General features: G+C 70.1%; 22 protein-coding genes and 1 pseudogene. 11 read left to right on the top strand and 12 right to left on the bottom strand.

Annotated features, from left to right (window positions below):
- The first annotated feature begins 73 nt into the window (after positions 1-73).
- On the top strand, positions 74-763 hold the full coding sequence (crp, locus tag ACJQWL_RS06570; RefSeq protein WP_411300788.1) for a cAMP-activated global transcriptional regulator CRP: 690 nt from the start codon (positions 74-76) through the stop codon (positions 761-763).
- Complete coding sequence (locus ACJQWL_RS06565; protein ID WP_330968898.1) at positions 763-1,230, top strand: GNAT family N-acetyltransferase; 468 nt, start codon at positions 763-765, stop codon at positions 1,228-1,230. Before crp ends, ACJQWL_RS06565 begins: the two co-directional genes overlap by 1 nt.
- 213 nt (positions 1,231-1,443) lie before the next feature.
- On the opposite strand, the gene ACJQWL_RS06560 is transcribed toward ACJQWL_RS06565, so the two are convergent.
- The 8 genes and pseudogenes from ACJQWL_RS06560 to ACJQWL_RS06525 all read right to left on the bottom strand — a co-directional run bounded on the left by ACJQWL_RS06560 (position 1,444) and on the right by ACJQWL_RS06525 (position 8,861).
- Positions 1,444-2,202 (bottom strand): haloacid dehalogenase-like hydrolase, encoded by a 759-nt coding sequence (locus tag ACJQWL_RS06560; RefSeq protein WP_330968899.1) that lies wholly within the window; start codon positions 2,200-2,202, stop codon positions 1,444-1,446.
- Positions 2,203-2,248: 46 nt separating this feature from the next.
- The gene (trpC, locus tag ACJQWL_RS06555) at positions 2,249-3,040 is read right to left on the bottom strand and encodes an indole-3-glycerol phosphate synthase TrpC (RefSeq protein ID WP_330968900.1); all 792 of its coding nucleotides are present in this window, start codon (positions 3,038-3,040) and stop codon (positions 2,249-2,251) included.
- Entirely contained in the window at positions 3,037-4,071 is a 1,035-nt protein-coding gene (trpD, locus tag ACJQWL_RS06550; RefSeq protein ID WP_330968901.1) for an anthranilate phosphoribosyltransferase, read from the bottom strand. Before trpD ends, trpC begins: the two co-directional genes overlap by 4 nt.
- Positions 4,072-4,281: 210 nt before the next feature.
- The gene (locus ACJQWL_RS06545) at positions 4,282-4,860 is read right to left on the bottom strand and encodes an anthranilate synthase component II (RefSeq protein ID WP_330968902.1); all 579 of its coding nucleotides are present in this window, start codon (positions 4,858-4,860) and stop codon (positions 4,282-4,284) included.
- A gap of 1 nt (position 4,861) precedes the next feature.
- A complete protein-coding gene (gene trpE / locus ACJQWL_RS06540; protein ID WP_330968903.1) occupies positions 4,862-6,382 on the bottom strand; it encodes an anthranilate synthase component I in 1,521 nt (506 codons plus the stop codon).
- Positions 6,383-6,635: 253 nt separating this feature from the next.
- Positions 6,636-7,556, bottom strand: a pseudogene (gene yegS, locus ACJQWL_RS06535) (lipid kinase YegS); the annotation flags it as partial.
- Positions 7,557-7,785: 229 nt separating this feature from the next.
- A complete protein-coding gene (rpe, locus tag ACJQWL_RS06530) occupies positions 7,786-8,457 on the bottom strand; it encodes a ribulose-phosphate 3-epimerase (RefSeq protein ID WP_330968904.1) in 672 nt (223 codons plus the stop codon).
- A gap of 71 nt (positions 8,458-8,528) precedes the next feature.
- Positions 8,529-8,861: a J domain-containing protein gene (locus ACJQWL_RS06525; RefSeq protein ID WP_330968905.1), complete on the bottom strand. Its 333-nt coding sequence runs from the start codon at positions 8,859-8,861 to the stop codon at positions 8,529-8,531.
- Between the two features lie 180 nt (positions 8,862-9,041).
- Here ACJQWL_RS06525 and ACJQWL_RS06520 point away from each other — a divergent pair, with 180 nt between their 5' ends.
- From ACJQWL_RS06520 to ACJQWL_RS06510, 3 genes are all read left to right on the top strand, one after another.
- A complete protein-coding gene (locus ACJQWL_RS06520; protein ID WP_330968910.1) occupies positions 9,042-9,971 on the top strand; it encodes a phosphoribosylaminoimidazolesuccinocarboxamide synthase in 930 nt (309 codons plus the stop codon).
- Positions 9,972-10,286: 315 nt separating this feature from the next.
- Complete coding sequence (locus ACJQWL_RS06515) at positions 10,287-10,763, top strand: Mpo1 family 2-hydroxy fatty acid dioxygenase (protein WP_330968906.1); 477 nt, start codon at positions 10,287-10,289, stop codon at positions 10,761-10,763.
- A 112-nt stretch (positions 10,764-10,875) separates the two neighbouring features.
- The gene (locus tag ACJQWL_RS06510) at positions 10,876-11,763 is read left to right on the top strand and encodes a DMT family transporter (RefSeq protein ID WP_330968907.1); all 888 of its coding nucleotides are present in this window, start codon (positions 10,876-10,878) and stop codon (positions 11,761-11,763) included.
- A gap of 30 nt (positions 11,764-11,793) precedes the next feature.
- Here the strand turns inward: ACJQWL_RS06510 and ACJQWL_RS06505 are convergent, their stop codons facing one another.
- The gene (locus tag ACJQWL_RS06505; protein WP_411300787.1) at positions 11,794-12,657 is read right to left on the bottom strand and encodes an NAD-dependent epimerase/dehydratase family protein; all 864 of its coding nucleotides are present in this window, start codon (positions 12,655-12,657) and stop codon (positions 11,794-11,796) included.
- 275 nt (positions 12,658-12,932) lie between these two features.
- Between ACJQWL_RS06505 and ACJQWL_RS06500 the strand changes: the two genes are divergently transcribed.
- The 6 genes from ACJQWL_RS06500 (at position 12,933) to ACJQWL_RS06475 (ending at position 18,941) form a co-directional block, all read left to right on the top strand.
- Positions 12,933-15,734 carry a monovalent cation/H+ antiporter subunit A gene (locus tag ACJQWL_RS06500; RefSeq protein ID WP_330969413.1) on the top strand — a complete coding sequence of 934 codons (2,802 nt, stop codon included), beginning with the start codon at positions 12,933-12,935 and terminating at the stop codon, positions 15,732-15,734.
- Positions 15,735-15,909: 175 nt separating this feature from the next.
- On the top strand, positions 15,910-16,257 hold the full coding sequence (locus tag ACJQWL_RS06495) for a Na+/H+ antiporter subunit C (RefSeq protein WP_330969412.1): 348 nt from the start codon (positions 15,910-15,912) through the stop codon (positions 16,255-16,257).
- Positions 16,257-17,801, top strand: a complete 1,545-nt coding sequence (locus tag ACJQWL_RS06490; RefSeq protein ID WP_330969411.1) for a monovalent cation/H+ antiporter subunit D — start codon at positions 16,257-16,259, stop codon at positions 17,799-17,801. The genes ACJQWL_RS06495 and ACJQWL_RS06490 overlap by 1 nt, the downstream gene beginning before the upstream one ends.
- The gene (locus ACJQWL_RS06485; RefSeq protein WP_330969410.1) at positions 17,798-18,283 is read left to right on the top strand and encodes a Na+/H+ antiporter subunit E; all 486 of its coding nucleotides are present in this window, start codon (positions 17,798-17,800) and stop codon (positions 18,281-18,283) included. Before ACJQWL_RS06490 ends, ACJQWL_RS06485 begins: the two co-directional genes overlap by 4 nt.
- A gap of 44 nt (positions 18,284-18,327) precedes the next feature.
- Positions 18,328-18,549 (top strand): K+/H+ antiporter subunit F, encoded by a 222-nt coding sequence (locus ACJQWL_RS06480; protein WP_330969415.1) that lies wholly within the window; start codon positions 18,328-18,330, stop codon positions 18,547-18,549.
- Complete coding sequence (locus ACJQWL_RS06475) at positions 18,546-18,941, top strand: Na+/H+ antiporter subunit G (protein WP_330969409.1); 396 nt, start codon at positions 18,546-18,548, stop codon at positions 18,939-18,941. Before ACJQWL_RS06480 ends, ACJQWL_RS06475 begins: the two co-directional genes overlap by 4 nt.
- Before the next feature lie 73 nt (positions 18,942-19,014).
- On the opposite strand, the gene ACJQWL_RS06470 is transcribed toward ACJQWL_RS06475, so the two are convergent.
- The 3 genes from ACJQWL_RS06470 to hmgA all read right to left on the bottom strand — a co-directional run bounded on the left by ACJQWL_RS06470 (position 19,015) and on the right by hmgA (position 22,079).
- Positions 19,015-19,968, bottom strand: a complete 954-nt coding sequence (locus ACJQWL_RS06470; protein WP_330969408.1) for a calcium/sodium antiporter — start codon at positions 19,966-19,968, stop codon at positions 19,015-19,017.
- 83 nt (positions 19,969-20,051) lie between these two features.
- A complete protein-coding gene (locus tag ACJQWL_RS06465; protein WP_411300786.1) occupies positions 20,052-20,684 on the bottom strand; it encodes a lectin in 633 nt (210 codons plus the stop codon).
- Positions 20,685-20,768: 84 nt separating this feature from the next.
- Positions 20,769-22,079 (bottom strand): homogentisate 1,2-dioxygenase, encoded by a 1,311-nt coding sequence (gene hmgA / locus ACJQWL_RS06460; RefSeq protein WP_330969407.1) that lies wholly within the window; start codon positions 22,077-22,079, stop codon positions 20,769-20,771.
- Positions 22,080-22,098: the final 19 nt, after the last annotated feature.

Raw genomic sequence — 22,098 nt, 5'->3', positions numbered from 1 at the left:
GCGGTTTGCGTCAGCATTTGCCCCCGCACGTCGCTTGGGCCTAAGCTCGACCGATCACACCAGCCCAGCGCCCATGTCCGCCACTTCGGTTGCCCATTTGACTGCCCTGCGACGCGCCGCCAGCCCGTTGATGCCGGATGCCTCGGTGATCGAGCGCTTCCTTGCCCACAGCCACCGCCGCCGCTACCCGTCGCGTACCGACGTGTTCCGGCCCGGCGACCAGGCCAGCACGTTGTATTACGTGGTGTCCGGCTCGGTCAGCATCATCGCCGAGGAGGAGGACGGCCGCGAACTGGTGCTGGGCTACTTCGGCCCCGGCGAGTTCGTCGGCGAGCTGGGCCTGTTCATCGAGAACGACCGGCGCGAGGTCATCCTGCGCACACGCGTGGCCTGCGAGCTGGCCGAGATCGGCCACGACCGCTTCTACGAACTGCTGCTGGGCCGGCTGTCGATGGATGCGCCCAAGCTGCTGTACGCGATCGGCGCGCAGATCTCGCGGCGCCTGCTGGATACCAGCCGCAAGGCGGGCCGCCTGGCGTTCCTCGACGTCACCGACCGCATCGTCCGCACCCTGCACGACTTGGCGCTGGAGCCGGAGGCCATGAGCCACCCCGATGGCACCCAGTTGCGCGTTTCGCGCCAGGAGCTGTCGCGCCTGGTGGGGTGCTCGCGCGAGATGGCCGGCCGCGTCCTCAAGAAGCTGGAAGCCGACGGCAAGCTGCACGCGCGCGGCAAGACCGTCGTCCTGTACGGGACCCGCTGATGGGTCGGCTGGCCACCCCGGACGAGGGCCAGCACACGATCACCGTCCGCATGGCCGACGTCGGCGACGCCGCGGACGTCGCCTCGCTGCTGGAGGCCCTGGGCTACCCCTGCACCCGCAGCGAAGCCGCCGACCGCATCCTGGTCGCCACCGGCGACTCCCGCCAGCAACTGCTGCTGGCCGAGCGCGATGGCCACGTGCGTGGCCTGGTGTCGCTGCACAGCCTCTACATGTTCGCCAACGGCGCGGACCTGGCCCGGATCACCGCGCTGGTGGTCGAGCCCGGGGAACACCGGCAGGGCATCGGCCGCCGCCTGCTGCGCGAGGCCGAGGCGCTGGCCCGCCGCACCGGCGCGGCACGCATCGAGGTCACCAGCGGCCCCCAGCGCACCGAGGCCCGCGCGTTCTACTGCAGCTGTGGGTACAGCGGCGATTCGCAGCGATTCGTCAAGCTGTTGGGCGACTGAGGCGACCACATCGCTGTCGCACGCCTCGTAGGGGCGGCTTGAGCCGCGATCCGGCAACCCGGCGCAAACGCGTCTGTAGGAGCGACGTGAGTCGCGAACCTGAACCCGGATGGTGCGCGGCCATCCCGCCGACGCGGTCGCGACTCAAGTCGCTCCTACGACCGACGCCTGCGGAAATGCTGGAATCGCGGCTGAAGCCGCTCCTACCGGTACCTATTTCCGCCCCGACGGCGCGGCCGGCATCGCCACCGGGTCACCCGCCCGACCCGGGCAGCCCCAGTTGAGGATGGGCGTGCCGGGTGGGAGCGCCTGGCGGAACATCGCGACGCTGTCCTGTTTCGGATTGACCACGACCGGTTTCCCGGCGGCCTTGAGCAGGGGCAGGTCGGCACTGCTGTCGGTGTACGCCGTGGCGATCGGCACGCTGTACCCGGCCTCGCGCAGCATCGTCATCTTCATTTCGTGGTGGCAGTGGCGGGTGGCCACGACCGCGCCCCACCGCGGGCCGACCTCGGTGCCCACCACGGGCACGTCCTCGTGGGCGACGAAGGCGAGGATCGCGCGCGCCAGTTCGGGTGGCGCGCCGGTCGCGATCACCACGCGGTCGCCGGCTTCCCGGTGGCGGTGCAACACGTCCAGCGCGATCGGCAACAGGCGCTCGCGGATCTGGGCGGTGTGCATCTCCACGTAGCGGTCGATGAGCGCGTCGAGGTCACGGCGCCGGTGGAAGCCGATCGTCCCGACCCATACGAACGCGGAGATCCCGCGACGGCGCGTGGGCAGGAACGCGACCATCGGCCCGGCGATCGGCGCGACGAGCAACGCCAGCAGCCGGCGCCACCACGCGCGCATGATCAACCACTTGAACAGGCGCCCCCCGGAGTCGCCGTCGTACAGCGTGTGGTCGAAGTCGAACACCACCAGCGGCGCACCGTCACGGGTATCCGGGTAGCTGGGACCGGCCTCACTCATGCCGGGCTCCCGGCTGGCAGGCGTCGGGCGCGCGCGGCAGGCACGGTCATCGGCCGAACATCCGCGCCAGCGCCGCACCCGGGTCGGGCTCGCGCATGAACGATTCGCCGACCAGGAATGCGTGCACCCCGGCTTGGCGCATCTTCGCGACATCCGCCGCGCTGGCGATCCCGCTTTCCGTCACCAGCGTGCGATCCGGCGGCACCGCGCCCTTGAGGTCCAGCGTGGTGTCCAGCGAGACCTCGAAGGTGCGCAGGTTGCGGTTGTTCACCCCGATCAGCTGGCAATCGGTCTGCAGCGCGCGCTCCAGCTCATCGATGTCGTGGACCTCCACCAGCACGTCCATGCCCAGTTCGTTGGCGAGGTTGGCCATCTCGATCATCGGGCCGTCCTCCAGCGCCGCGACGATGAGCAGGATCGCGTCGGCACCGATCATCCGCGCCTCGAAAACCTGGTAGGGATCGATGACGAAGTCCTTGCGGATCACCGGCAACGTGCAAGCGCCACGCGCCGCGGCCAGGTACAGGTTGCTGCCCTGGAAGAAGTCGACGTCGGTCAGCACCGACAGGCAGGCGGCGCCACCGACTTCATAGCTGCGTGCGATCTCGGCGGGGTGGAAATCGGGCCGGATGACGCCCTTGGACGGGCTGGCCTTCTTCACCTCGGCGATGACGGCGGCCTCGCCCGCCGCCAGTTTCCGGTCGATGGCCGCGGCGAAACCTCGGGTCGGCGGCTGCGAAGAAACGCGCGTGCGCAACTCGGAAAGCGACCTGACGCGGCTGCGCTGCTCGATCTCCTCCTGTTTGCGCGCCAGGATGGTGGTGAGGATGTCGCTCATGCCGCTGCCAGCTCCCGGGTGGCCGAAACGAACTGGTCAAGCTTCTCACGCGCCCGGCCGGACGCGATCGCCATGCGCGCCAGGCCGATGCCGTCGGCGATGCTGTCGGCCACGCCGGCCACGTACAGCGCCGCACCCGAGTTGAAGGCCACGATCTCCCGCGGCAGGCCGTCCTCGTTCTCCAGCGCCTGCAGCACCATCGTGCGCGATTCGCCCGCGTCGGCCACCTTCAGGTTGCGGCTGGCGGCCATGGCGATGCCGAAGTCTTCCGGGTGCACTTCGTATTCGCGCACCACCCCGTCGCGCAGCTCGCCCACCAGCGAGCCCGCGCCCAGTGACAACTCGTCCATGCCGTCGCGGCCCCACACCACCAGCGCGCGTTGTGCGCCCAGTTCCTGCAGCACGCGCACCTGGATGCCGACCAGGTCCGGGTGGAACACGCCCATCAGGATGGCCGGCGCATCGGCCGGGTTGGTCAACGGCCCGAGGATATTGAACAGCGTGCGCACGCCCATCTCCGCGCGGATCGGCGCGACCGCCTTCATCGCCGGGTGGTGGACGGGGGCGAACATGAAGCCGATGCCGGTACGCGCGATGCACTGGGATACCTGCCCGGGCTGCAGGTCGATGGCCGCCCCCAGCGCTTCCAGTACGTCGGCACTGCCGGATTTGGAGGACACGCTGCGGTTGCCGTGCTTGGCGACCTTGGCCCCGGCCGCGGCGATCACGAACATGCTCGCGGTGGAGATGTTGAAGGTGTGCGCGCCATCGCCGCCGGTGCCGACGATGTCGACCAGGTGGGTGCGGTCGGCAACCTCAACCGGGCGCGAGAACTCGCGCAGCACCGCTGCCGCGCCGGCGATCTCGCCGATGGTTTCCTTCTTCACCCGCAACCCGGTGAGGATCGCCGCGGTCAACGGCGCCGAAACCTCGCCGCGGATGATCATCCGCATCAGGTCCATCATTTCGTCGTGGAAAATCTCGCGGTGTTCGATCAGTCGCTGCAGCGCTTCTTGCGGGGTGATGGGCATGGCGGTTCTCGGTGTCTCGGTGTGCGGGTCGCGACGGCGTGGCGGGGGTCGGAACGTCCGGCCGACCTTGCAGGAGCGGCTTCAGCCGCGATCCGACATCGCCGTCACGGACCCCTGTAGGAGCGACGTCAGTCGCGACCGCACATCGGGCGACCGCGCCCGAACCGGGTGGCGTGATCGCGACCGACGTCTCTCCTGCAGGTGGTGAGATCACCGCTCCAGGAAGTTCTTCAACAGTGCATGGCCGTGCTCGGTGAGGATCGATTCGGGGTGGAACTGCACGCCTTCCAGCGGGTACTCGCGATGGCGCAGTCCCATGATTTCATCGAAGCCCCCGTCCGCGTCCTCTGTCCAGGCGGTGATCTCCAGGCATCCGGGCAGGGTGTCGCGCGCGACCACCAGCGAGTGGTAACGCGTCGCCTCGTACGCATCGGGCAGGCCGGCGAACACGCCCCGGCCCTCGTGGCGGATCGCCGAGGTCTTGCCATGCATGATCGACTTGGCACGCACCACGTCGCCACCGAATGCCTGGCCCAGGCTCTGGTGGCCCAGGCACACGCCCAGGATCGGCGTGGTCGCGCCCAGTTCGCGAATCACCTCCACCGACACGCCCGCTTCGTTCGGGGTACACGGCCCCGGTGAAATCACGATGCGCTCGGGCGCAAGCGCGGCGATCTGCGCGACCGACAGCGCATCGTTGCGAACCACCTCGACCTCCGCGCCCAGCACCTGCAGGTACTGCACGAGGTTGAAGGTGAAACTGTCGTAGTTGTCGATCATCAGCAGCACGTCACAGTCCCCTTGCCGCTTCGGCCACCGCGCGGAACAGCGCGCGTCCCTTGTTCATCGTCTCGTCCCATTCCTTGCCGGGATCGGAGTCGTACACGATGCCGGCGCCGGCCTGCACGTGCAGGCGGCCGTCCTGGATGACCGCGGTGCGGATCGCGATGGCGGTGTCGGCGTCGCCATGCCAGCCGATGTAGCCGATGCTGCCGGCGTAGACGTTGCGCTTGATGGGCTCCAGTTCGCGGATGACTTCCAGCGCGCGGATCTTGGGCGCGCCGCTGACGGTGCCGGCCGGGAACGTGGCGCGCAGTACGTCGGCGTAGCTCATGCCCGACTTCAGGGTGCCGGTGACCTCGCTGACGATGTGCATGACGTGGCTGTAGCGCTCGATCACGAACTGCTCGCCGACCTGCACCGTGCCCGGCTCGCTGACCCGGCCCACGTCGTTGCGGCCCAGGTCGATCAGCATCAGGTGCTCGGCGCGCTCCTTGGGATCGGCCAGCAGTTCGGCTTCCAGAGCCGCGTCGGCCTCGGGCGTTTCGCCGCGGGGGCGCGTGCCGGCGATCGGGCGCACGGTGAGGGTGGGCGCGTCGGTACCCATGCCTTCCAGCCGCACCAGGATCTCCGGCGAGGATCCGACCACCTGCATGTCGCCCACGTCCAGGAAGTACATGTAGGGCGAGGGATTGAGCGCGCGCAGGGCGCGGTACACGTCCACCGGGCGGGCCTTGAACGGCACGCTCAGGCGCTGGCTGAGCACCACCTGGAACACGTCTCCGGCGCGGATGTAGTCCTTGGACTTCTCCACCGCTTCGATGAAGCCTTCGCGGGTGAAGCCGGAGACGAAGTGCGACTCGTCCAGCGCGGCGCCATCGAGGGTGTCGGGGTAGGTCGCCCCGGTCGTGCGCAGCCGGTGTACCAGCTGGTCGAGCCGGCGGTTGGCACGCGCGAATGCCTGCGGCTCGGACGGGTCGGCATGGACGATCAGGTACAACCGGCCCTTGAGGTTGTCGAACACCGCCAGTTCCTCGCTGAGCATCAGCAGGATCTCGGGCGTTCCCAGTTCGTCGCGCAGCGTGGAGCCGTCGGGCCCGGGCCCGGCCAGCCGCGGTTCGATGTAGCCGATGCACTCGAAGCCGAACCAGCCCACCAGCCCGCCGGTGAAACCGGGAAGCCCTTCGATCCTGGGCACCGAGTGCATGGCGCGCAGGCGTTCGACTTCGGCGAAGGGGTCGGCGACCTCGCGCGACTCGACCAGTTCGCCATGTTCGCTGACCACCAGGGTGTGGCCGGCGAAGGCGTAAACGCGCCGCGCCGGCAGGCCGATGATCGAATAGCGGCCGAAGCGCTCGCCGCCCTCCACCGATTCGAACAGGTAGGTATGGGGGCCGTCGGCCAGCTTCAGGTAGACCGAGAGCGGGGTGTCGAGGTCGGAAAAGACCTCGCGGACGACGGGGATCCGGGTGTGGCCTTCAGCGGCCTGCTGCTGGAACTGCTCGGTGGTGAACGTGCGGGGCGACGGCATGCGGCACTTCCTGGGTAGGCGACGGGGCGTGGACGGCGGCGGGCATCGGCCACCATCGCCAACCCGTGTCGGCACCGCAGGAAAGGAGGTTCGCCCGGAGGTTCATGGGGCGCTACTTTAGCCGCTTCGTCGGCCGGTTGCAGGCCTAGGCCGACAGGACCGCCGGCGTCGGGGCGGGCTCGCCGTCGATGTCCGCGGTGGGATCGGGCGTGGGCGCGGCCTCGCGCGTGGGCAGGGGGTTGCCCGGGATGCGCAGCAACGGGCAACCGGGCGGCAGGTGCATGCGCAGGCGCGCCGCGACGCAGCCGATGCGGAACCGACTTGCCTCCACCGGCTCGCCGTCGAGGTTGAGCACGAAGGGCTCCACCCCTTCGATCTCCACCCAGGGCAACTGCGCGCGCACCGCTACCCGGTCGAGCGCCCGCTGCTTGCCTTCGGTCAACAGCGCGGCCACCGTGGCGCCCACCTCTCCCTCCAGTTCCGGAACCACGGTGAGGTCCAGCAGCGCGTCGTCGATCAGCGCCTCCGGGCACAGCACCTGGCCCCCGCCGGCCTGGCGCCCGTTACCCGCGCCCAGTGCGATGAAGCCGCCCTCCCAGGCGAAGTCCGGGCCGGTGACCCGGGCGTGGATCGGGTCGATCCGCCCGAGCTGGGCGATGCCGGTGATCAGGTAGGCCAGGCCGCCGAGCATCTTCTTCAGGCCGTCGTCGGTCTCGACCGTCACCTGCGTGCCGAACCCGCCGCTGGCGAGGTTGGCGCACCAGTGGTGGCTGCCGTCGGCTTCCACGCACAACAGGTCGATCGGCTGCGCCGCGCTGCGCCGGACCAGTTCAAGCGCCTCGGCCGGTTCCAGCGGCAGTTCGGCGGCGACTGCGAAGTCGTTGGCGGTGCCCAGCGGGATGAGGCCCAGCGAGGGCAGCGTTGCGGCATCCGTATCGCTGCCCGCCAGTGCGGTGGCCACTTCGCTGAACGTGCCGTCGCCGCCGGCGGCAATGACCGTGTCAACGCCCGCCGCAAGCGCCTCGGCGACGTGGCGCGCCGCATCGCCGGCCTCCCACGTCACCCGCACGTCGATGCGCAGGCCGGTGCGCCGCAGGTCGAGCACGGCATCGCGCACCGCGTCGTCGCCGGCGGACTTGCCGTTGAGGACCAGGCACCAGTAGGCGGTGGACATGGAGGCCTTCATTCGGGGGTGGTGCAGCAGGCTAGCAACGTGGCGCAAAGCAGCCGTGAAGCCGCCCCATCCCGCGGACACGTGCACGACGCCGGGCGGTCATCGTCCTGTCATCGGGTGCGCGGAGCATTGGAGTCCATTCTCAGGGACGACGGGCGGAGGCGGGATTGCCTCCAATCTTCCAGGCCGGTGCCGGCAACGGCGCCGGCCTTGCTGCATCCGGCGGGGTTCAGCGCGCGCCGGCGACCGCCGCCTTCATCCGCCCGATAACGTCGGCATAGTCGCCGCCGTTGAAGATCGCGGACCCCGCGACGAACGTGTCCGCCCCGGCCGCGGCGATCTCGGCGATGTTGTCGGCCTTGACCCCCCCGTCGATCTCCAACCGGATCGGCCTGCCGCTGCGGTCGATCATCTGGCGCACGCGGCGCAGCTTGTCCAGCGCAGAGGGAATGAAGGACTGCCCGCCAAAGCCCGGGTTGACCGACATCAGCAGCACCAGGTCGAGCTCGTCCAGCACCCACTCCAGCACGTCCACCGGCGTGGCCGGGTTCAGCACCAGACCGGCCTGGCAGCCGTGCGACTTGATCAGCTGCACGGTGCGGTGCACATGCCCGCTGGCCTCCGGGTGGAAGCTGATCATCGATGCCCCCGCCTTGGCGAAGTCGGGGACGATGCGGTCGACCGGCTCGACCATCAGGTGCACGTCGATCGGCGCGGTCACCCCGTGCTTGCGCAGCGCCTCGCACACCATCGGGCCGATGGTGAGGTTGGGCACGTAGTGGTTGTCCATCACGTCGAAGTGCACCCAGTCCGCGCCAGCGGCCAGGACGGCGTCCACCTCTTCGCCCAGCTTGGCGAAGTTGGCCGACAGGATGGACGGGGCGATGACGGTGGGTTGCATGGCGGCGCTCGTGCGGGGCAGGGGCGCATTGTCGCCCCCCAGGTACCGGCGACGGAACCCACGCGTCGCGCTCAGCGCTTTCGCAGTGCCTTGATGCGGTCGTAGGCGCCGTTGATCTGGCGCGCCTTGGTCTCTGCCTGGGCGCGCAGTTCGGGGGCGGCGCCGGCCACGCGGTCGGGGTGGTACTGGGCGATCAGGCGCCGGTAGGCCTGTTCGACCTCCGCATCGCTCGCCTCGGAGGTCAGGCCCAGCTGCGCGAAGGGGTTGTCGCGGCGCAGCTTGAACCAGTCGGTGTCGAACGCGTGGCCGACCAGCAGGCCGATCAGTGCGCCCACCAGCGGATTGACCCGGAACAGCGCCGCCCCGGCCAGCAGTCCCAGCAGTTTTCCGTACCAGCGTTTCATGAGGGGGATCGGCACTCCGGGAGGCGGTTACGGCCCGCGCGGGACGCCCGCGAAGCCCGCCGCGAGTGTACCTGCACCCGGCCGCCGACCGGCGTACACTGCCCGGCCCCCGACGCGCGGGCGCGCGAAGCGCTGCACGGCGGGACCTGCGCCATCCGGGACCCCACGTTGTCCACCAACATGCATCGACCCTACCTGCTGGAATCCGACCTGCCCGGCCTGCACCTGCGCCACCGCGGCAAGGTGCGCGACGTGTTCGACCTGCCCGCCGGCACGCTGCCGGCCGATGCCGGCCCGGGCGACTGCCTGCTGATGGTGGCCACCGACCGGCTGAGTGCGTTCGACGTGGTGCTGCCCGACCCCATCCCGGGCAAGGGCGAGATGCTCTGCCAGATCAGCAACTTCTGGTTCGACAAGACCGGCCACATCGTTCCCAACCACCTGACCGGCATCGACGTCGCATCGGTGCTGCCCGATGGCGTCGATGCTTCGCTGTACGAGAAGCGCGCGGTGGTGACGCGCCGGCTCAAGCCGGTGCCGATCGAGTGCATCGCGCGCGGCTACGTGATCGGCAGCGGCTGGAAGGACTACCAGCGCACCGGACGCATCAGCGGCATCGCCCTGCCCGATGGCCTGGAGCAGGCGCAGAAGCTGGACGAGCCGATCTTCACCCCTTCGACCAAGGCGGCCGTCGGCGACCACGACGAGAACATCGATTTCGACACCGCGGTGCGCCTGTGTGGCGCCGAGCTGGCCGAGGCGGTGCGCGACGCGACGCTGCGCCTGTACCGCTACGCGGCCGATTTCGCCGCCGGCCGCGGGATCCTGCTGGCCGACACCAAGTTCGAATTCGGCACCGACGTCGACGGGCGGCTGTACGTGATGGACGAGATGCTGACCCCCGACTCATCGCGCTACTGGCCGGCCGACGAGTACCAGGTCGGCACCAGCCCGCCGAGCTACGACAAGCAGTTCGTGCGCGACTACCTGGAAACGCTGGCCTGGGACAAGACCGCGCCCGGCCCCCGGCTGCCGCCCGAGGTGATCGAGCGCACCCGTGCGAAGTACGCCGAGGCGCTGGAGCGGCTGGCCGGCATCCGGATCGATTGAGGCGGGGGCGCCTGCCGCGCCTACCCCCGAGAGCAAACCGATTGGGGATCGCGCCTGAAGGCGCTCCTACAAGAAGCTCGCTGAAGCCGCGCGCACGCCGCTGTTGTAGGAGCGGCTTCAGCCGCGATCTCCCGTCGCTGGCCTTTGTAGGAGCGACGTGAGTCGCGACCCGGCAACCGGATTGCGACGTCATGGGTCGATGGCGGTCGCGACTCACGTCGCTCCTACAACAATTGCGCAGGGGCGGCACCGGGCCGGCCATGCGCGCACGCCCGGCCCTTGCCATACTCCCGCCATCGCCTGCCGGAGACCGCCATGGACGCCGCCACCCGCCCGATCGACCGCTGGTTCGCGAGCTACTCCGGCGACCACCGCGACGCCACCAACCAGGCCATCCACGTGTTCGCGGTGCCTTTGATCCTGTGGAGCGTGGTCGCGCTGCTGTGGTGCATCCCGGCGCCCGGCACGCTGTTTCGCGCTGGCTTCTGGGCCGGGCTGGCGATGTTCGCCGCCTTTCTCTTCTACTACCGCGCCTCGCGGCGGCTGGGGCTGGGCATGGCGGCGATGTTCGCGTTGCTGGGGCTGCTGACCCACGTGCTGTTCGCCACCCTGGGCCGGATGCCGCTGGTGACCCTGGCGGTGGTGGTGTTCGTGGTGACGTGGATCGCACAGTTCATCGGCCACAGGATCGAAGGGCGCAAGCCCAGTTTCCTCACCGACCTGACCTACCTGTTGATCGGGCCGGCCTGGGTGCTGTTGAAGCTGTACCGGCGCCTGGGCTGGAGCTACTGAAAACCCGCGTGCCCCGGGCGTAGCCGTTTCCATCGCAGCCGTACACCTCGACCCAACCTGGGCGCAGGGCGTGTAAGGTCCGGCGTTGCCGCCCTCGCCGGATCCACGCTCCATGCCGCCACGCGATATCGCCCTGGTCCTGCTGATCTGCGTGGCCTGGGCCTTCAACTTCCTCACCTCGGCACTGGCCCTGCGCGAGATCCCGCCCTTCCTGTTCAGTGCGCTGCGCTTCGCGCTGCTGGCGCTGCCGCTGGTGTTCGTGATGAAGCGACCCTCGCCGGGCCAGTGGCCGCGACTGGTGGCGGTGTGCCTGTGCGTGGGCGTGGCGCATTTCGGCCTGAGCTTCCTGGCGCTGAAGCTGGCCGGCAACCTGACCTCCCCCGCCATCGTGATGCAGAGCTACGTGCCGATGACCGCGTTGCTGGCGTGGTGGCTGCTGGATGACCGCTTCGGCTGGCGCACCGGGCTGGCCATCGGGGTGAGCTTTGCCGGCGTGCTGGTGCTGGGCCTGGACCCGCTGGTGTTCCGCCGGCCGGACGCATTGGCACTGATGCTGGTCTCGGCGGCCTCGCTGGCGCTGGGCACGGTGCTGATGAAGCGCCTGCGCGGGCTGGACGTCTTCAGCCAGCAGGGCTGGACCGCGGTGATCAGCGTGCTGCCGTTGCTCGGCCTGAGCCTGTGGATGGAACCGGGCAGCGTGGCGCGGCTGGACGAGGTGAGCTGGGTCGGCTGGCTGGGCGTTGCGTACGCCGCGTTCGTCTCCTCGCTGCTGGGGCACGGCCTGTACTACGTGCTGGTGCAGCGCCACCCGGTGTCCCTGCTGATGCCCTGGCTGTTGCTGACCCCGGTGCTGGCGGTGGTGCTGGGCATCGTGGTGTGGGGCGACCGCCCGGGGCCGGCGATGTGGGTCGGCGGGGCGATGGTGCTGGGCGGCGTGTTGATGATCGCACTGCGGGCGATCACCAAGTCACGCGAACTCCCGCCCCAGGACGTGCTCTAGCAGGCGGCTTTTCCGATTCGCTGCAGCCGGTCAGCCGGGCGGGTCGAACATCATCGCTTCGGGGCGGAACGGCCGCGGGGCGTAGCCCAGCTCGCGGACGGCGGCACCGGCGTCGAACACCAGGTCCTCGCGCATGCGGGCCACGGCCGCATCGCCCGGCCCGGCGCCGAAGCCCAGCACCCCGGCGGCCCTCAGCGCGAGCTCGAACAAAGGCGCTGGCAGTTCCAGCAGGCGCGCCGGCGGCTGCAGGCACGCAAGCACGCGCGCCACCATCTCTCGGTACTCGAGGGTCTCGCCCCCCGGCAGGTCGAAGGCGCGGCCGGCCGCGGCGGGTGCGCGCAGGCAGGCGACCGCGGCGTCGGCCAGGTCCTCGACATGGACCGGCTGGCGCAGGCCGCGGGCCCCCCTTGGCAGCGGAAACACCCCGCGCCGCCGGGCCAGCACGGCGATGCGGGTCAGCGTGGCGTCGCGTCCGGCGCCGTAGACCAGGGTGGGTCGCAGCACGGTGGCGGCGGCGCCACGCTCGCGTGCCACCCCCAGCAGCGAGGCCTCCGCCTCCGCCAACCGCATCGCAACGTCGCGCTCGGCCGGGTCCGGTGAGCCGTGCTTCACCCTCGCGCTGGTCGATCCGAACGCCACCACGCGCGGGCAATCGATTCCGTTCGCCGCATACCAGCGCGCGAACGCATCCAGCGGCCCGCAGCTGAAGATGGCTTCGCAGGCCGCCGGCAAGGTGGGCGGCGGTGCGTCCAGCGAACCGCAGTGCCACGTCACGCCGTCGACGTCGCCACGCGCGACCCGCGAGGTCGCGTCCATCGACCACCCGGCCGCACGCAGCCGGGAGAGCACCGGCATGCCGACCTGGCCGCTGGCGCCGAAGATCAGCGCGCGCATCGTGTACGTCCCCACGATGCAAACGGGGCGACCGCAGGTGAGGCTCCGCGGGCGGGAAGACGCGCGCGCGCATTAATAAGTGTCGTGCTGGGCATGGGACCGCATCGGCTGGTGCGGGCAAGCATACGCAAGCCGCCGAGCCCGCCGGGACGCGCGTAGGCATCGGGTAGAATCCGGTGGTTTTCCGCGCCGCCGCGCCCGTCGCTGCCGCGCGTGGAAACACCTTCCGCCCCACCGCCGCCCGCGCGCGCCCCGCGCCCCGCCCTAGGAGCGTGATGCTCGAACTCCTGCTAGCCCTGCCGTTCCTCCTGGCCGTCTGGGTGCTGCTGGCCCGCACGGCCTCGCGACGCCTGACGTCGTGGCTGGCAGGCGCGGCGCCGCTGGGTGGGCTGGCCATCCTGGCGATGCTGACGCCGGAGGTGATGTCGGGCGCGGTACCGCAGGTGAGCCATCCGTGGATCGAGCCGCTGGGCCTGGCGTTCTCGCTGCGGCTGGACGGCCTGGCGTGGATGTTCGCCACGATGGTGCTGGCGATCGGCGCGCTGGTGGTGCTGTACGCGCGCTACTACCTGGGCGCCCACGAGGATGCGCCGAAGTTCTTCGGCTACCTGCTGCTGTTCATGGGCGCGATGCTGGGGATGGTGCTGGCCGGCAACCTCCTGCTGCTGGCGGTGTTCTGGGAGCTCACCTCGATCAGTTCGTTCCTGCTGATCGGCTACTGGTCGCATGACCGCGAGGCGCGCGAAGGCGCGCGCATGGCGCTGACCATCACCGGCGCGGGCGGGCTGGCGCTGCTGGGTGGCGTGATCCTGATCGGTCAGGTGGTGGGCAGCTACGAGCTGGATGCGGTGTTCGCCGCGAGCGAGGCGATCAAGGCCGCGCCCACCTACCCGGCGATCCTCGGGCTGGTGCTGGCCGGCATCTTCACCAAGAGCGCGCAGTTTCCGTTCCACTTCTGGCTGCCGCACGCGATGGCCGCGCCCACGCCGGTGTCGGCCTACCTGCACTCGGCCACGATGGTGAAGGCCGGCGTGTTCCTGCTGGCCCGCCTGCACCCGGCCCTGGCGGGTACCGAGATGTTTTTCTACGTGGTCACCAGCGTCGGTGCGGCGACCCTGCTGGTGGGCGCGTGGAATGCCATCTTCCAGCACGACCTCAAGGGGCTGCTGGCCTACTCGACCATCTCCCACCTGGGGCTGATCACGCTGCTGTTCGGCCTGTCCACGCCGCTGGCGGTGGTCGCCGGGCTGTTCCACATCCTCAACCACGCCACCTTCAAGGCCTCGCTGTTCATGGCCGCGGGCATCATCGACCACGAGACCGGCACCCGCGACATGCGCCGGCTGGGCAACCTGCGCACGCTGCTGCCCTTCACCAGCGCCTTGGCGATCATCGCGACCCTGGCGATGGCCGGGATCCCGCTGCTCAACGGGTTCCTGTCCAAGGAGATGTTCTTCGCCCAGGCGCTGGAGGTGCCCAGCGACGCGATGCGGATCGTGGTGACGGTGGCCGCGTTCCTGGCCGGCATCCTGGGCGTGGCCTACAGCCTGCGCTTCGTGCACGACACCTTCTTCGGCGAAGGTCCGCGTGCGGTCGAGCAGGAGGTGCACGAGCCACCGCGCTTCATGCGCGCGCCGGTGGGCATCCTGGTCGTGCTGTGCCTGGCGGTGGGGATCATCCCGGCGTGGACCATAGCGCCGGTGCTGGAAGCCGCCGCACGGGGCGTGCTCGGCCCCGAACTGCCCTATTACAGCCTGGCGCTGTGGCATGGCATCAACCTGCCACTGCTGATGAGCCTGGGCGGCATCGTCGGTGGCGTGGTGCTGTACTTCGGCCTGCGGCGGTTGTTCGACCTGCACGCCATCGCCCGCCGCGCGTTCGGCCGGCAGCTGTTCCGGGTCAACACCCGCGCCGTGCTGGCGGTGGCGCGGCGCTTCACCTTCAAGGTCACCAACGGCAGCCTGCAGCGCTCGCTGTGGTGGGTGGTGGTGGCGGTGATCGCGATCGGCCTGGTGCCGGCGGTGCCCCCGGTACTTGATGCGATGCAGGCCGGTGGCAGCCAGCCGTTGCCACCGATCGGCTGGGCCGTCTGGGTGGTGCTGCTGGCCGCCACCGTGGCCACGGTGGCGCTGCACCGGCAGCGGCTGCTGGCGCTGATCGTGGTGGGCGCGGTGGGGCTCGGGGTCAGCGTGGTGTTCGTGTTCCTGTCCGCGCCCGACCTGGCGCTGACCCAGTTGCTGGTGGAAATGGTCACCGTGGCGCTGATGCTGCTGGCGCTCAACTACCTGCCGCAGGAGTCGGCCCGGTCCAACTCGCGCGCCCGGCGCATGCGCGATGCCGCCATCGCGCTGGTCGCCGGCACCGGCATCGGCGGGCTGGCCTACGCGGTGATGACGCGCCCGGCCGACACCATCGCCGGCGAACTGCTGGCGCGTTCTCTGCCGGAGGGGTACGGCAGCAACGTGGTCAACGTGATCCTGGTGGACTTCCGCGGCTTCGACACGCTGGGCGAGATCGCGGTGTTCGGCATCGCCGGCCTGGTGGTGCACGCCCTGCTGCGGCGCGCGCGCATCGCCGCGACCGAAGTCATCCCGGGCGAGCCCGATCGCCTGCCGATGCCGGCCAACCTCAGCCACCTGCTGTTCCCGTTCGCGCTGGCGGTATCGGTGTACCTGTTCCTGCGCGGGCACAACCAGCCCGGCGGCGGCTTCATCGCCGGGCTCGTGCTGGCGATCCCGCTGTTGCTGCAGTACGTGCTGCTGGGCAGCCGTTACGTCGAGTCGCGCATGGGCTTCGACTACACCCGATGGATCGGCCTGGGGCTGATCGTGGCCCTGCTCACCGGCCTCGCGCCGATGGTGCTGTTCGGCCTGCCGTTCCTGACCAGCGGCCACGCCGAACTGCCAGTGCCGCTGATTGGCCAAGTGCCGTTGACCAGCGCGCTGGGCTTCGACATCGGCGTCTACCTGGTGGTGTTCGGCGGCGCGATGCTGATCCTGTCGATGATGGGCACGGTCAAGCCACCGAAGGCCCGCAAACGTGCCGTGGCGCTGCCATCCGGTTCGGAGGCGTCGTGACGCAAGCGACTGAGCTGCAACGCATTCCGGTTTTCAGCCCCCTTGAGTCAAGGGGGCGACATCAGCGCGCAGCGGTGATGTCGGGGATCTGGAGGAACACGGGAACCGGAATGCGCAACGCGCAGTCCGGAAGGCGGCCGGCGCCCGGCACGTACACGCAACGAGGGCACCTCTAGTGGAATTCGCACTGGCCACCGTCATCGGCACCCTGACCGCTGCCGGCGTGTACCTGCTGCTGCGCTCGCGCAGCTTCGACATGATCCTGGGGCTGACCCTGCTGTCGTATGCGACCAACCTGCTGATCTTTTCCGCCGGCCGGCTGGTCGTGGGCAAGCCACCGGTGATCAGGCCCGGCGTCGCCACCACGCTGGCGCACTACACCGATCCGCTGCCGCAGGCGCTGGTGCTGACGGCGATCGTGATCGCCTTCGCGATGACGGCCGTCACCATCGTGGTGGCGATGCGCAGCCGCGCCGACAACGGCGATGACCACGTCGATGCCGGCGGCGAGAGGATGCCCTGATGCCGGAGGCGTTGTCCGTGCACCTGGCGGTGTTGCCGATCCTGCTCCCGCTGCTGTTCGGTTCGGTGGCGCTGGTGTTCGAGCGCCGCGGCATCTTCATGCAACGGATCATCGGCTGGACCGGGATGCTCGCGCTGCTGCTGGCGGCGATGGCGCTCGTGGTCCAGGCCGACACCGGCGCCATCACCTTCTACCTGCTGGGCGACTGGCCGGCGCGACTGGGCATCGCGCTGGTGGCCGATCGGCTCAGTGCCGGCCTGGTGCTGACCACGAGCCTGCTGGCGGTGGCCAGCCTGCTTTATGCGGGCGCGGGCTGGGACCGCCGCGCGCGGCATTTCCACGGCCTGTTCCAGCTGCAGCTGGCGGGCCTCAATGGCGCGTTCCTGACCGGCGACCTGTTCAACCTGTTCGTGTTCTTCGAGGTGATGCTGATCGCCTCCTACGGCCTGCTGCTCAGCGGCGGTCGCGGCCCGCGGATGCGCGCGGGCCTGCACTACGTGGTTTTCAACATCACCGCCTCGACCCTGTTCCTGGTCGCACTGGGGCTGCTGTACGGGCTGCTGGGCACGCTCAACATGGCCGAGATGGGCGCCCGCGTGGCCGCGCTGGACCGCGGTGACATGGCGCTGGTGCGCGCGGCGTCGGGCCTGCTGCTGGTGGTGTTCTGCGCCAAGGCGGCGCTGCTGCCGCTGTACCTGTGGCTGCCCAACGCCTACGCGCGTGCGCCGGCCGCGGTGGCGGCGCTGTTCGCGATCATGACCAAGGTCGGCGTGTACTCGGTGCTGCGCGTGTACACGCTGGTGTTCGGCGACGGCCCCGGCGAGCTCGCCGGCTGGGCGTGGCCGTGGCTGCTGTGGACCGGCCTGCTGACCCTGCTGCTGGCCACGTTGGGCGCCCTGGCCGCCTCGACCCTGCGGATGCTGGTGGCCTACCTGGTGATCGCCTCGGCGGCGACGTTGTTCGTGGCCTTCGCGCTGGGCACGCCTGCGACCGTCGGTGCCGGCCTCTACTACCTGGTGCACAGCACCTTCGTCACCGCCGGGCTGTTCCTGGTGATGGACCTGGTCCGGGGCCAGCGCGGGCGCGCGGGCGACGCGCTGGACAATGCCGGCCCGCTCCGCCGCAACGCCCCGCTGGCGCTGCTGTTCGTAATCGCCGCGGTCTCGGCTGCCGGCCTGCCGCCATTGTCGGGCTTCATCGGCAAGGCGCTGCTGCTGGACGCGGTGCCGGAGGGGTGGCGGATGTGGGTGTGGGGCACGGTGCTGCTGACCAGCCTGCTGACTTTGGTGGCACTGGCCCGCACCGGCAGCCAGGTGTTCTGGCGCGCCGAGCCCTGGCCCGAGGGCGTACGCCCCCCTTCGCCACCTCTGCGCGCCCAGTGGGCCGGCGCCGGGCTGCTGCTGGCCTACGGCGTCGGGCTGACGGTGTGGGGCGCACCGGTGGTTCGCTACGCACAGGCCGCGGGCGAGCAAGTGCTTGAGCCCGCGGCCTACATGCAGGCCGCGCGTGATCGCGTGCCGCAACTCAGGGAGCCCTCGCCATGAGCCGCCTGCTGCCCTCGCCGCCGCTGAGCGTGGCCGTGTTCGTGCTGTGGCTGCTGCTGGTGGGCGACTTCAGCCCCGGCCAGCTCGCACTTGCTGCCGTGTTGGCGTTGGCGTTGCCATTGTTGGCCGGGATGCTTCAGCCCGAACGCGCCCGCTTCGGCCGGTCGTGGGCGGTGCTGGTGCTGGGTCGCCGGGTGCTGTGGGACATGCTGCTGTCCAACATCGAGGTCGCGCGGCGGATCATCGGTCCGGAGCGCGTGCTGACCCCGGGCTTCTTCTGGCTGCCACTGGACCTGCGCAACATCCACGGCATCACCGCGCTGGCCAGCATCATCACCCTGACCCCCGGCACGCTGTCGGCCGAACTGTCCGAGGACCAGCGCCACCTGCTGGTGCACGCGTTCAACCTGAAGGATGCCCGGGCCACCGTGGCGGAGATCAAGGCGCGCTACGAGGCGCCGTTGAAGGAGATATTCCCGTGACCGACATCGCCGTGCTCGTGGCACTGCACGTGGTCGGCCTGGCGATGCTGATGAGCCTGTGGCGCCTGTTGCGTGGGCCTACGGTTCCCGACCGCATCCTGGGGCTGGACACCCTGTACGTGAACACCATCGCCGTGCTGATCCTGTTCGGGATGTACCTGCAGTCCTCGGTGTTCTTCGAGGCGGCGCTGGTCATCGCCATGCTCGGCTTCGTGGGGACGGTCATGCTCAGCAAGTACGTGTTGCGCCGGGACATCGTCGAATGAGCCCGGTGCTGGACATCGCCCTGACCGCGCTGCTCGCGATCGGCAGCTTCTTCGTGCTGGTCGGCTCGCTGGGGCTGGTCAAGCTGTCGGACTTCCTCAAGCGGCTGCACGGGCCCACCAAGGCCACCACGCTGGGGGTGGGCTGCATCCTGCTGGCATCGATCGGCTACCACGCGTGGCTCGGGGATGGACTGGCGTTGGGGCTGCGCGAGATCCTGATCACGGTGTTCCTGTTCATCACCGCGCCGATCAGCGCGCACCTGATGGCCCGTGCGGCGCTGGCGCTCGATCCGCAGCAGCGTCCTGCCCTGCCCGATACCGATACACCGCAGCCCCCGGTCGTGCCCGAGCCGGGCACGGCGCGGTCCGCCGGCGAAAGCGAAGGCCGCTAGGCCGTGGGTTGCTCGCCGGCCTGGCGTCGCCTGCCGGACTTCGGTCCGCCGGTGGATTGCGCGGTGACCGGCCTCAGTGGCGGATGACCCACCACTCCAGCAACGCCCAGCCGACGAAGGCCGCCAGCAGCACGCCGCCCTCGCGACGGCCCAGGCGCAGGTCGCCACGCAGCATCGGCACCAGCATCAAGGCGAACACGAACGCCGCCGGCCACTCGAGCCTGACGAAGGATTCGGGCACCGATACCGGCCGGATCGCCGCCATGCCGCCGACCACCACCAGCAGGTTGAACAGGCTGGCGCCGATGACGTGGCCCACCACCATGTCGCCCTGCCCCCGCCGCGCCGCCGCGATCGCCGCGGCCACTTCCGGCAACGCGGTGCCGATCGCGACCGGCAGCAGGCCAAGCAGCAGCGGACTCATGCCCAGCGCCGGGCCCAGCCCGAGCGCACCGTCGACGACGAAGCGCGCCCCGTAGTACAGCAGCGCGGCCGCGATCAGCAGGCGGACCAGGTTGAGTCCCCAGTCGGTGCGGGTGGCCGTGTAGGCCTCGATCTCCGCCTTCAACTCGGGTGATTCATTGCGGCTGTGCGTGAGCGCGAACGCGAGCACGGCGGCGAACGCGAGCATCAGGCCGATGCCCTCGACCCGCGACAGCATGCCGTCCAGGCCCAGCAGCGCCACCACCACGGTACCGGCCAGCAGGCAACCCAGCAGTGGCGAGAGCGCGCGCCAACGGACCAGCAGCGGCGCCGCCAGTGCAGCGGCGCCCAGGGTCAGGCCGATGTTGACGATGTTGCTGCCGACCGCGTTGCCAAGTGCCAGGGACGCGTCGCCGCGCCACACCGCGTGCAGGTTGACCGCCAGTTCGGGCAGCGACGTGCCGATCGCGACCAGCACCAGCCCGGCAATGAACGGCGATGCGCCCAACCGGCGCGCCAGGCCCGAAGCGCCCTTGACGATCGAATCGCCGCCCAGCGCCAGCAACAACAAGCCCAGAGCGAACCAACCCAGTGATGCCCACATACCCCTCTCCCCGTGTGCTGACCCGCGACGGAAGCGTCGCCGGCAATTCTAGGCGCAGCGGCTGGCGCAGCGCGCCACGCCCGCTACGAGCAGCCTTCCACGTAATCCACGTGCGGCTGCACGCCGACCCGCCACCCGGACACGGTGCCCTGCGCGTCGGTCTCGAACACGATCACCGTGTCGCTGCCGGCGTGGCCGGTGACCCGCAGGTACTGGCCTTCGGTGTACATGTGCGAACGCGCCTCGACGCGGTCCGGGTACAGCCCGCGGATGTCGTCCGCCGACATCCCGCGATGGCCGCCACCGGGCGCGACCATGGCGTCGCTGTCGACCGAATAGCGCACCAGCCGCCCGTCGCCGAACATCATCGCGAAGTGGGCGATGTCGACCTGGCCCTCGGGACTGAGGTGGAAGCACGATTCGCCTTCGGCCGGGTTGCCCACCAGCGTGCCGTCCCAGGCCGCCCGGACCTCCTCGTCGGTCATCCCCAGGCGTGCGGGCCCGACGCCGTCCATGCGCGCCTCGACCGGGCCGGTCGCGGGCACCGCCGGCGCGGTGGCGGGCGGGATGTCCTCATCGGGCTGGTCGATGGGCGGCGGCGCGGCCGGGTCGGAGGCGACGGCCGGGGTGCCGGCCGGCATGGCGGTCCCGCGCTCGCCAGTGCAGGCCACCAGAGACAGGACCAGCACGAGGGCCAGGGGGAGGGCGTGGGGCATTCGCGGTCTCCGGGGCAGGCGGACGGATGCGGCGGAACGGAACCGCCGCAGCCTAGCCGCGCGCCGTGAAGTCGGTGCGAAACCTCAGCCCGTGAAGTGCTTGCGCAGCCCCGCCCAGCAGGCCTGGTAGTTGCGCTGCCGATGCGGGGCGTCGAACGCCTGCGCGGTCGGGCGGATCACCGCGCGCGTCTCGAACATGAAGGCCATGGTGTCGCCGATGACGTCCGGTTGCGACAGGTCGGCGCTGCTGGCCTTGTCGAAGGTGGCCGCATCCGGCCCGTGTCCGGTCATCGAGTTGTGCAGCGAGCAGCCGCCGGGCGCGAAGCCCTCTGCCTTCGCATCGTAGGCGCCGTGGACCAGGCCCATGAACTCGCTGGCGATGTTGCGGTGGAACCAGGGCGGGCGGAAGGTGTCCTGCATCGCCAGGATCCGTGGCGGGAAGATCGCGAAATCGATGTTGCTGGTGCCCGGCGTGTCGCTGGCCGAGTGCAGCACCAGGAAGATGCTCGGGTCGGGGTGGTCGTAGCTGATCGAGCCGATCGCGTTGAAGCGGCGCAGATCGTACTTGTAGGGCGCGTAGTTGCCGTGCCAGCCGACCACGTCCAGCGGCGAATGGCCGATGTCGGCGCGCCACAGGTGGCCCTGGAACTTGGCGACCAGTTCGAACCCGCCCTCGCGGTCCTCGAAAGCCGCGTTGGGGGTCAGGAAGTCGCGCGGGTTGGCCAGGCCGTTACTGCCGATCGGCCCCAGGTCGGGCAGCCGCAGCAGCGCGCCGAAGTTCTCGCAAACGTAGCCGCGCGCGTGCCCGTCGGGCAGCGAAACAGCGAAACGCACGCCGCGTGGGATCACCGCGATCTCCTGCGGCTCGACCTCAAGCACGCCCATCTCGGTGGCGATGTGCAGCCGGCCCTGCTGCGGCACGATCAGCAGCTCGCCGTCGGCGTCGTAGAAGAAGCGCCCGTCCATGTCGCGGTTGGCGGCGTACACGTGCACGCCGATCCCGGTCTGGGCGGCGGGCCCGCCGTTGCCGGCCATCGTCAACAGCCCATCGAGGAAGTCGGTCGGCGCCTGCGGCAGGGGCAGCGGATCCCAGCGCAGCTGGTCGGGTGACACCGGGCCGTCACCGAAGTCGTTGTGGAACGTCGCCTGGTCCCGGACCGCCGCGCGGTAGGGGGCGAACGCGCCGTGCATGGCTGCCGGGCGGATGCGGTAGAGCCAGCTGCGCCGGTTCTCGCTGCGCGGTGCGGTGAAGGCGGTCCCCGACAGCTGCTCGGCATACAGGCCGTGGGCGACGCGCTGCGGCGAGTTGCGGCCGATGGGAAGCGTGCCTTCGAGCGCCTCGGTGGCGAATTCGTTGCCGAAGCCCGATTGGTAGCCGTTGCTTGCGATGGTCATGGCGTGCCTTTGCATTCGA

Source organism: Novilysobacter viscosus, assembly GCF_046600715.1.
In the GTDB taxonomy this organism is placed as follows: Bacteria; Pseudomonadota; Gammaproteobacteria; order Xanthomonadales; family Xanthomonadaceae; genus Lysobacter_C; species Lysobacter_C viscosus.
Note: the sequence above shows the minus strand (reverse complement) of the source record. Positions and strands in the feature narration are given on the sequence as shown.

Excerpts from the sequence above, each read along its gene's own strand:
- crp (WP_411300788.1), top strand. The coding sequence starts at position 74 with ATGTCCGCCACTTCGGTTGCCCATTTGACTGCCCTGCGACGCGCCGCC.
- ACJQWL_RS06565 (WP_330968898.1), top strand. The coding sequence starts at position 763 with ATGGGTCGGCTGGCCACCCCGGACGAGGGCCAGCACACGATCACCGTC.
- ACJQWL_RS06560 (WP_330968899.1), bottom strand. The coding sequence starts at position 2,202 with ATGAGTGAGGCCGGTCCCAGCTACCCGGATACCCGTGACGGTGCGCCG.
- trpC (WP_330968900.1), bottom strand. The coding sequence starts at position 3,040 with ATGAGCGACATCCTCACCACCATCCTGGCGCGCAAACAGGAGGAGATC.
- trpD (WP_330968901.1), bottom strand. The coding sequence starts at position 4,071 with ATGCCCATCACCCCGCAAGAAGCGCTGCAGCGACTGATCGAACACCGC.
- trpE (WP_330968903.1), bottom strand. The coding sequence starts at position 6,382 with ATGCCGTCGCCCCGCACGTTCACCACCGAGCAGTTCCAGCAGCAGGCC.
- rpe (WP_330968904.1), bottom strand. The coding sequence starts at position 8,457 with ATGCAACCCACCGTCATCGCCCCGTCCATCCTGTCGGCCAACTTCGCC.
- ACJQWL_RS06525 (WP_330968905.1), bottom strand. The coding sequence starts at position 8,861 with ATGAAACGCTGGTACGGAAAACTGCTGGGACTGCTGGCCGGGGCGGCG.
- ACJQWL_RS06520 (WP_330968910.1), top strand. The coding sequence starts at position 9,042 with ATGCATCGACCCTACCTGCTGGAATCCGACCTGCCCGGCCTGCACCTG.
- ACJQWL_RS06515 (WP_330968906.1), top strand. The coding sequence starts at position 10,287 with ATGGACGCCGCCACCCGCCCGATCGACCGCTGGTTCGCGAGCTACTCC.
- ACJQWL_RS06510 (WP_330968907.1), top strand. The coding sequence starts at position 10,876 with ATGCCGCCACGCGATATCGCCCTGGTCCTGCTGATCTGCGTGGCCTGG.
- ACJQWL_RS06505 (WP_411300787.1), bottom strand. The coding sequence starts at position 12,657 with ATGCGCGCGCTGATCTTCGGCGCCAGCGGCCAGGTCGGCATGCCGGTG.
- ACJQWL_RS06500 (WP_330969413.1), top strand. The coding sequence starts at position 12,933 with ATGCTCGAACTCCTGCTAGCCCTGCCGTTCCTCCTGGCCGTCTGGGTG.
- ACJQWL_RS06490 (WP_330969411.1), top strand. The coding sequence starts at position 16,257 with ATGCCGGAGGCGTTGTCCGTGCACCTGGCGGTGTTGCCGATCCTGCTC.
- ACJQWL_RS06485 (WP_330969410.1), top strand. The coding sequence starts at position 17,798 with ATGAGCCGCCTGCTGCCCTCGCCGCCGCTGAGCGTGGCCGTGTTCGTG.
- ACJQWL_RS06480 (WP_330969415.1), top strand. The coding sequence starts at position 18,328 with ATGCTGATGAGCCTGTGGCGCCTGTTGCGTGGGCCTACGGTTCCCGAC.
- ACJQWL_RS06475 (WP_330969409.1), top strand. The coding sequence starts at position 18,546 with ATGAGCCCGGTGCTGGACATCGCCCTGACCGCGCTGCTCGCGATCGGC.
- ACJQWL_RS06470 (WP_330969408.1), bottom strand. The coding sequence starts at position 19,968 with ATGTGGGCATCACTGGGTTGGTTCGCTCTGGGCTTGTTGTTGCTGGCG.
- ACJQWL_RS06465 (WP_411300786.1), bottom strand. The coding sequence starts at position 20,684 with ATGCCCCACGCCCTCCCCCTGGCCCTCGTGCTGGTCCTGTCTCTGGTG.
- hmgA (WP_330969407.1), bottom strand. The coding sequence starts at position 22,079 with ATGACCATCGCAAGCAACGGCTACCAATCGGGCTTCGGCAACGAATTC.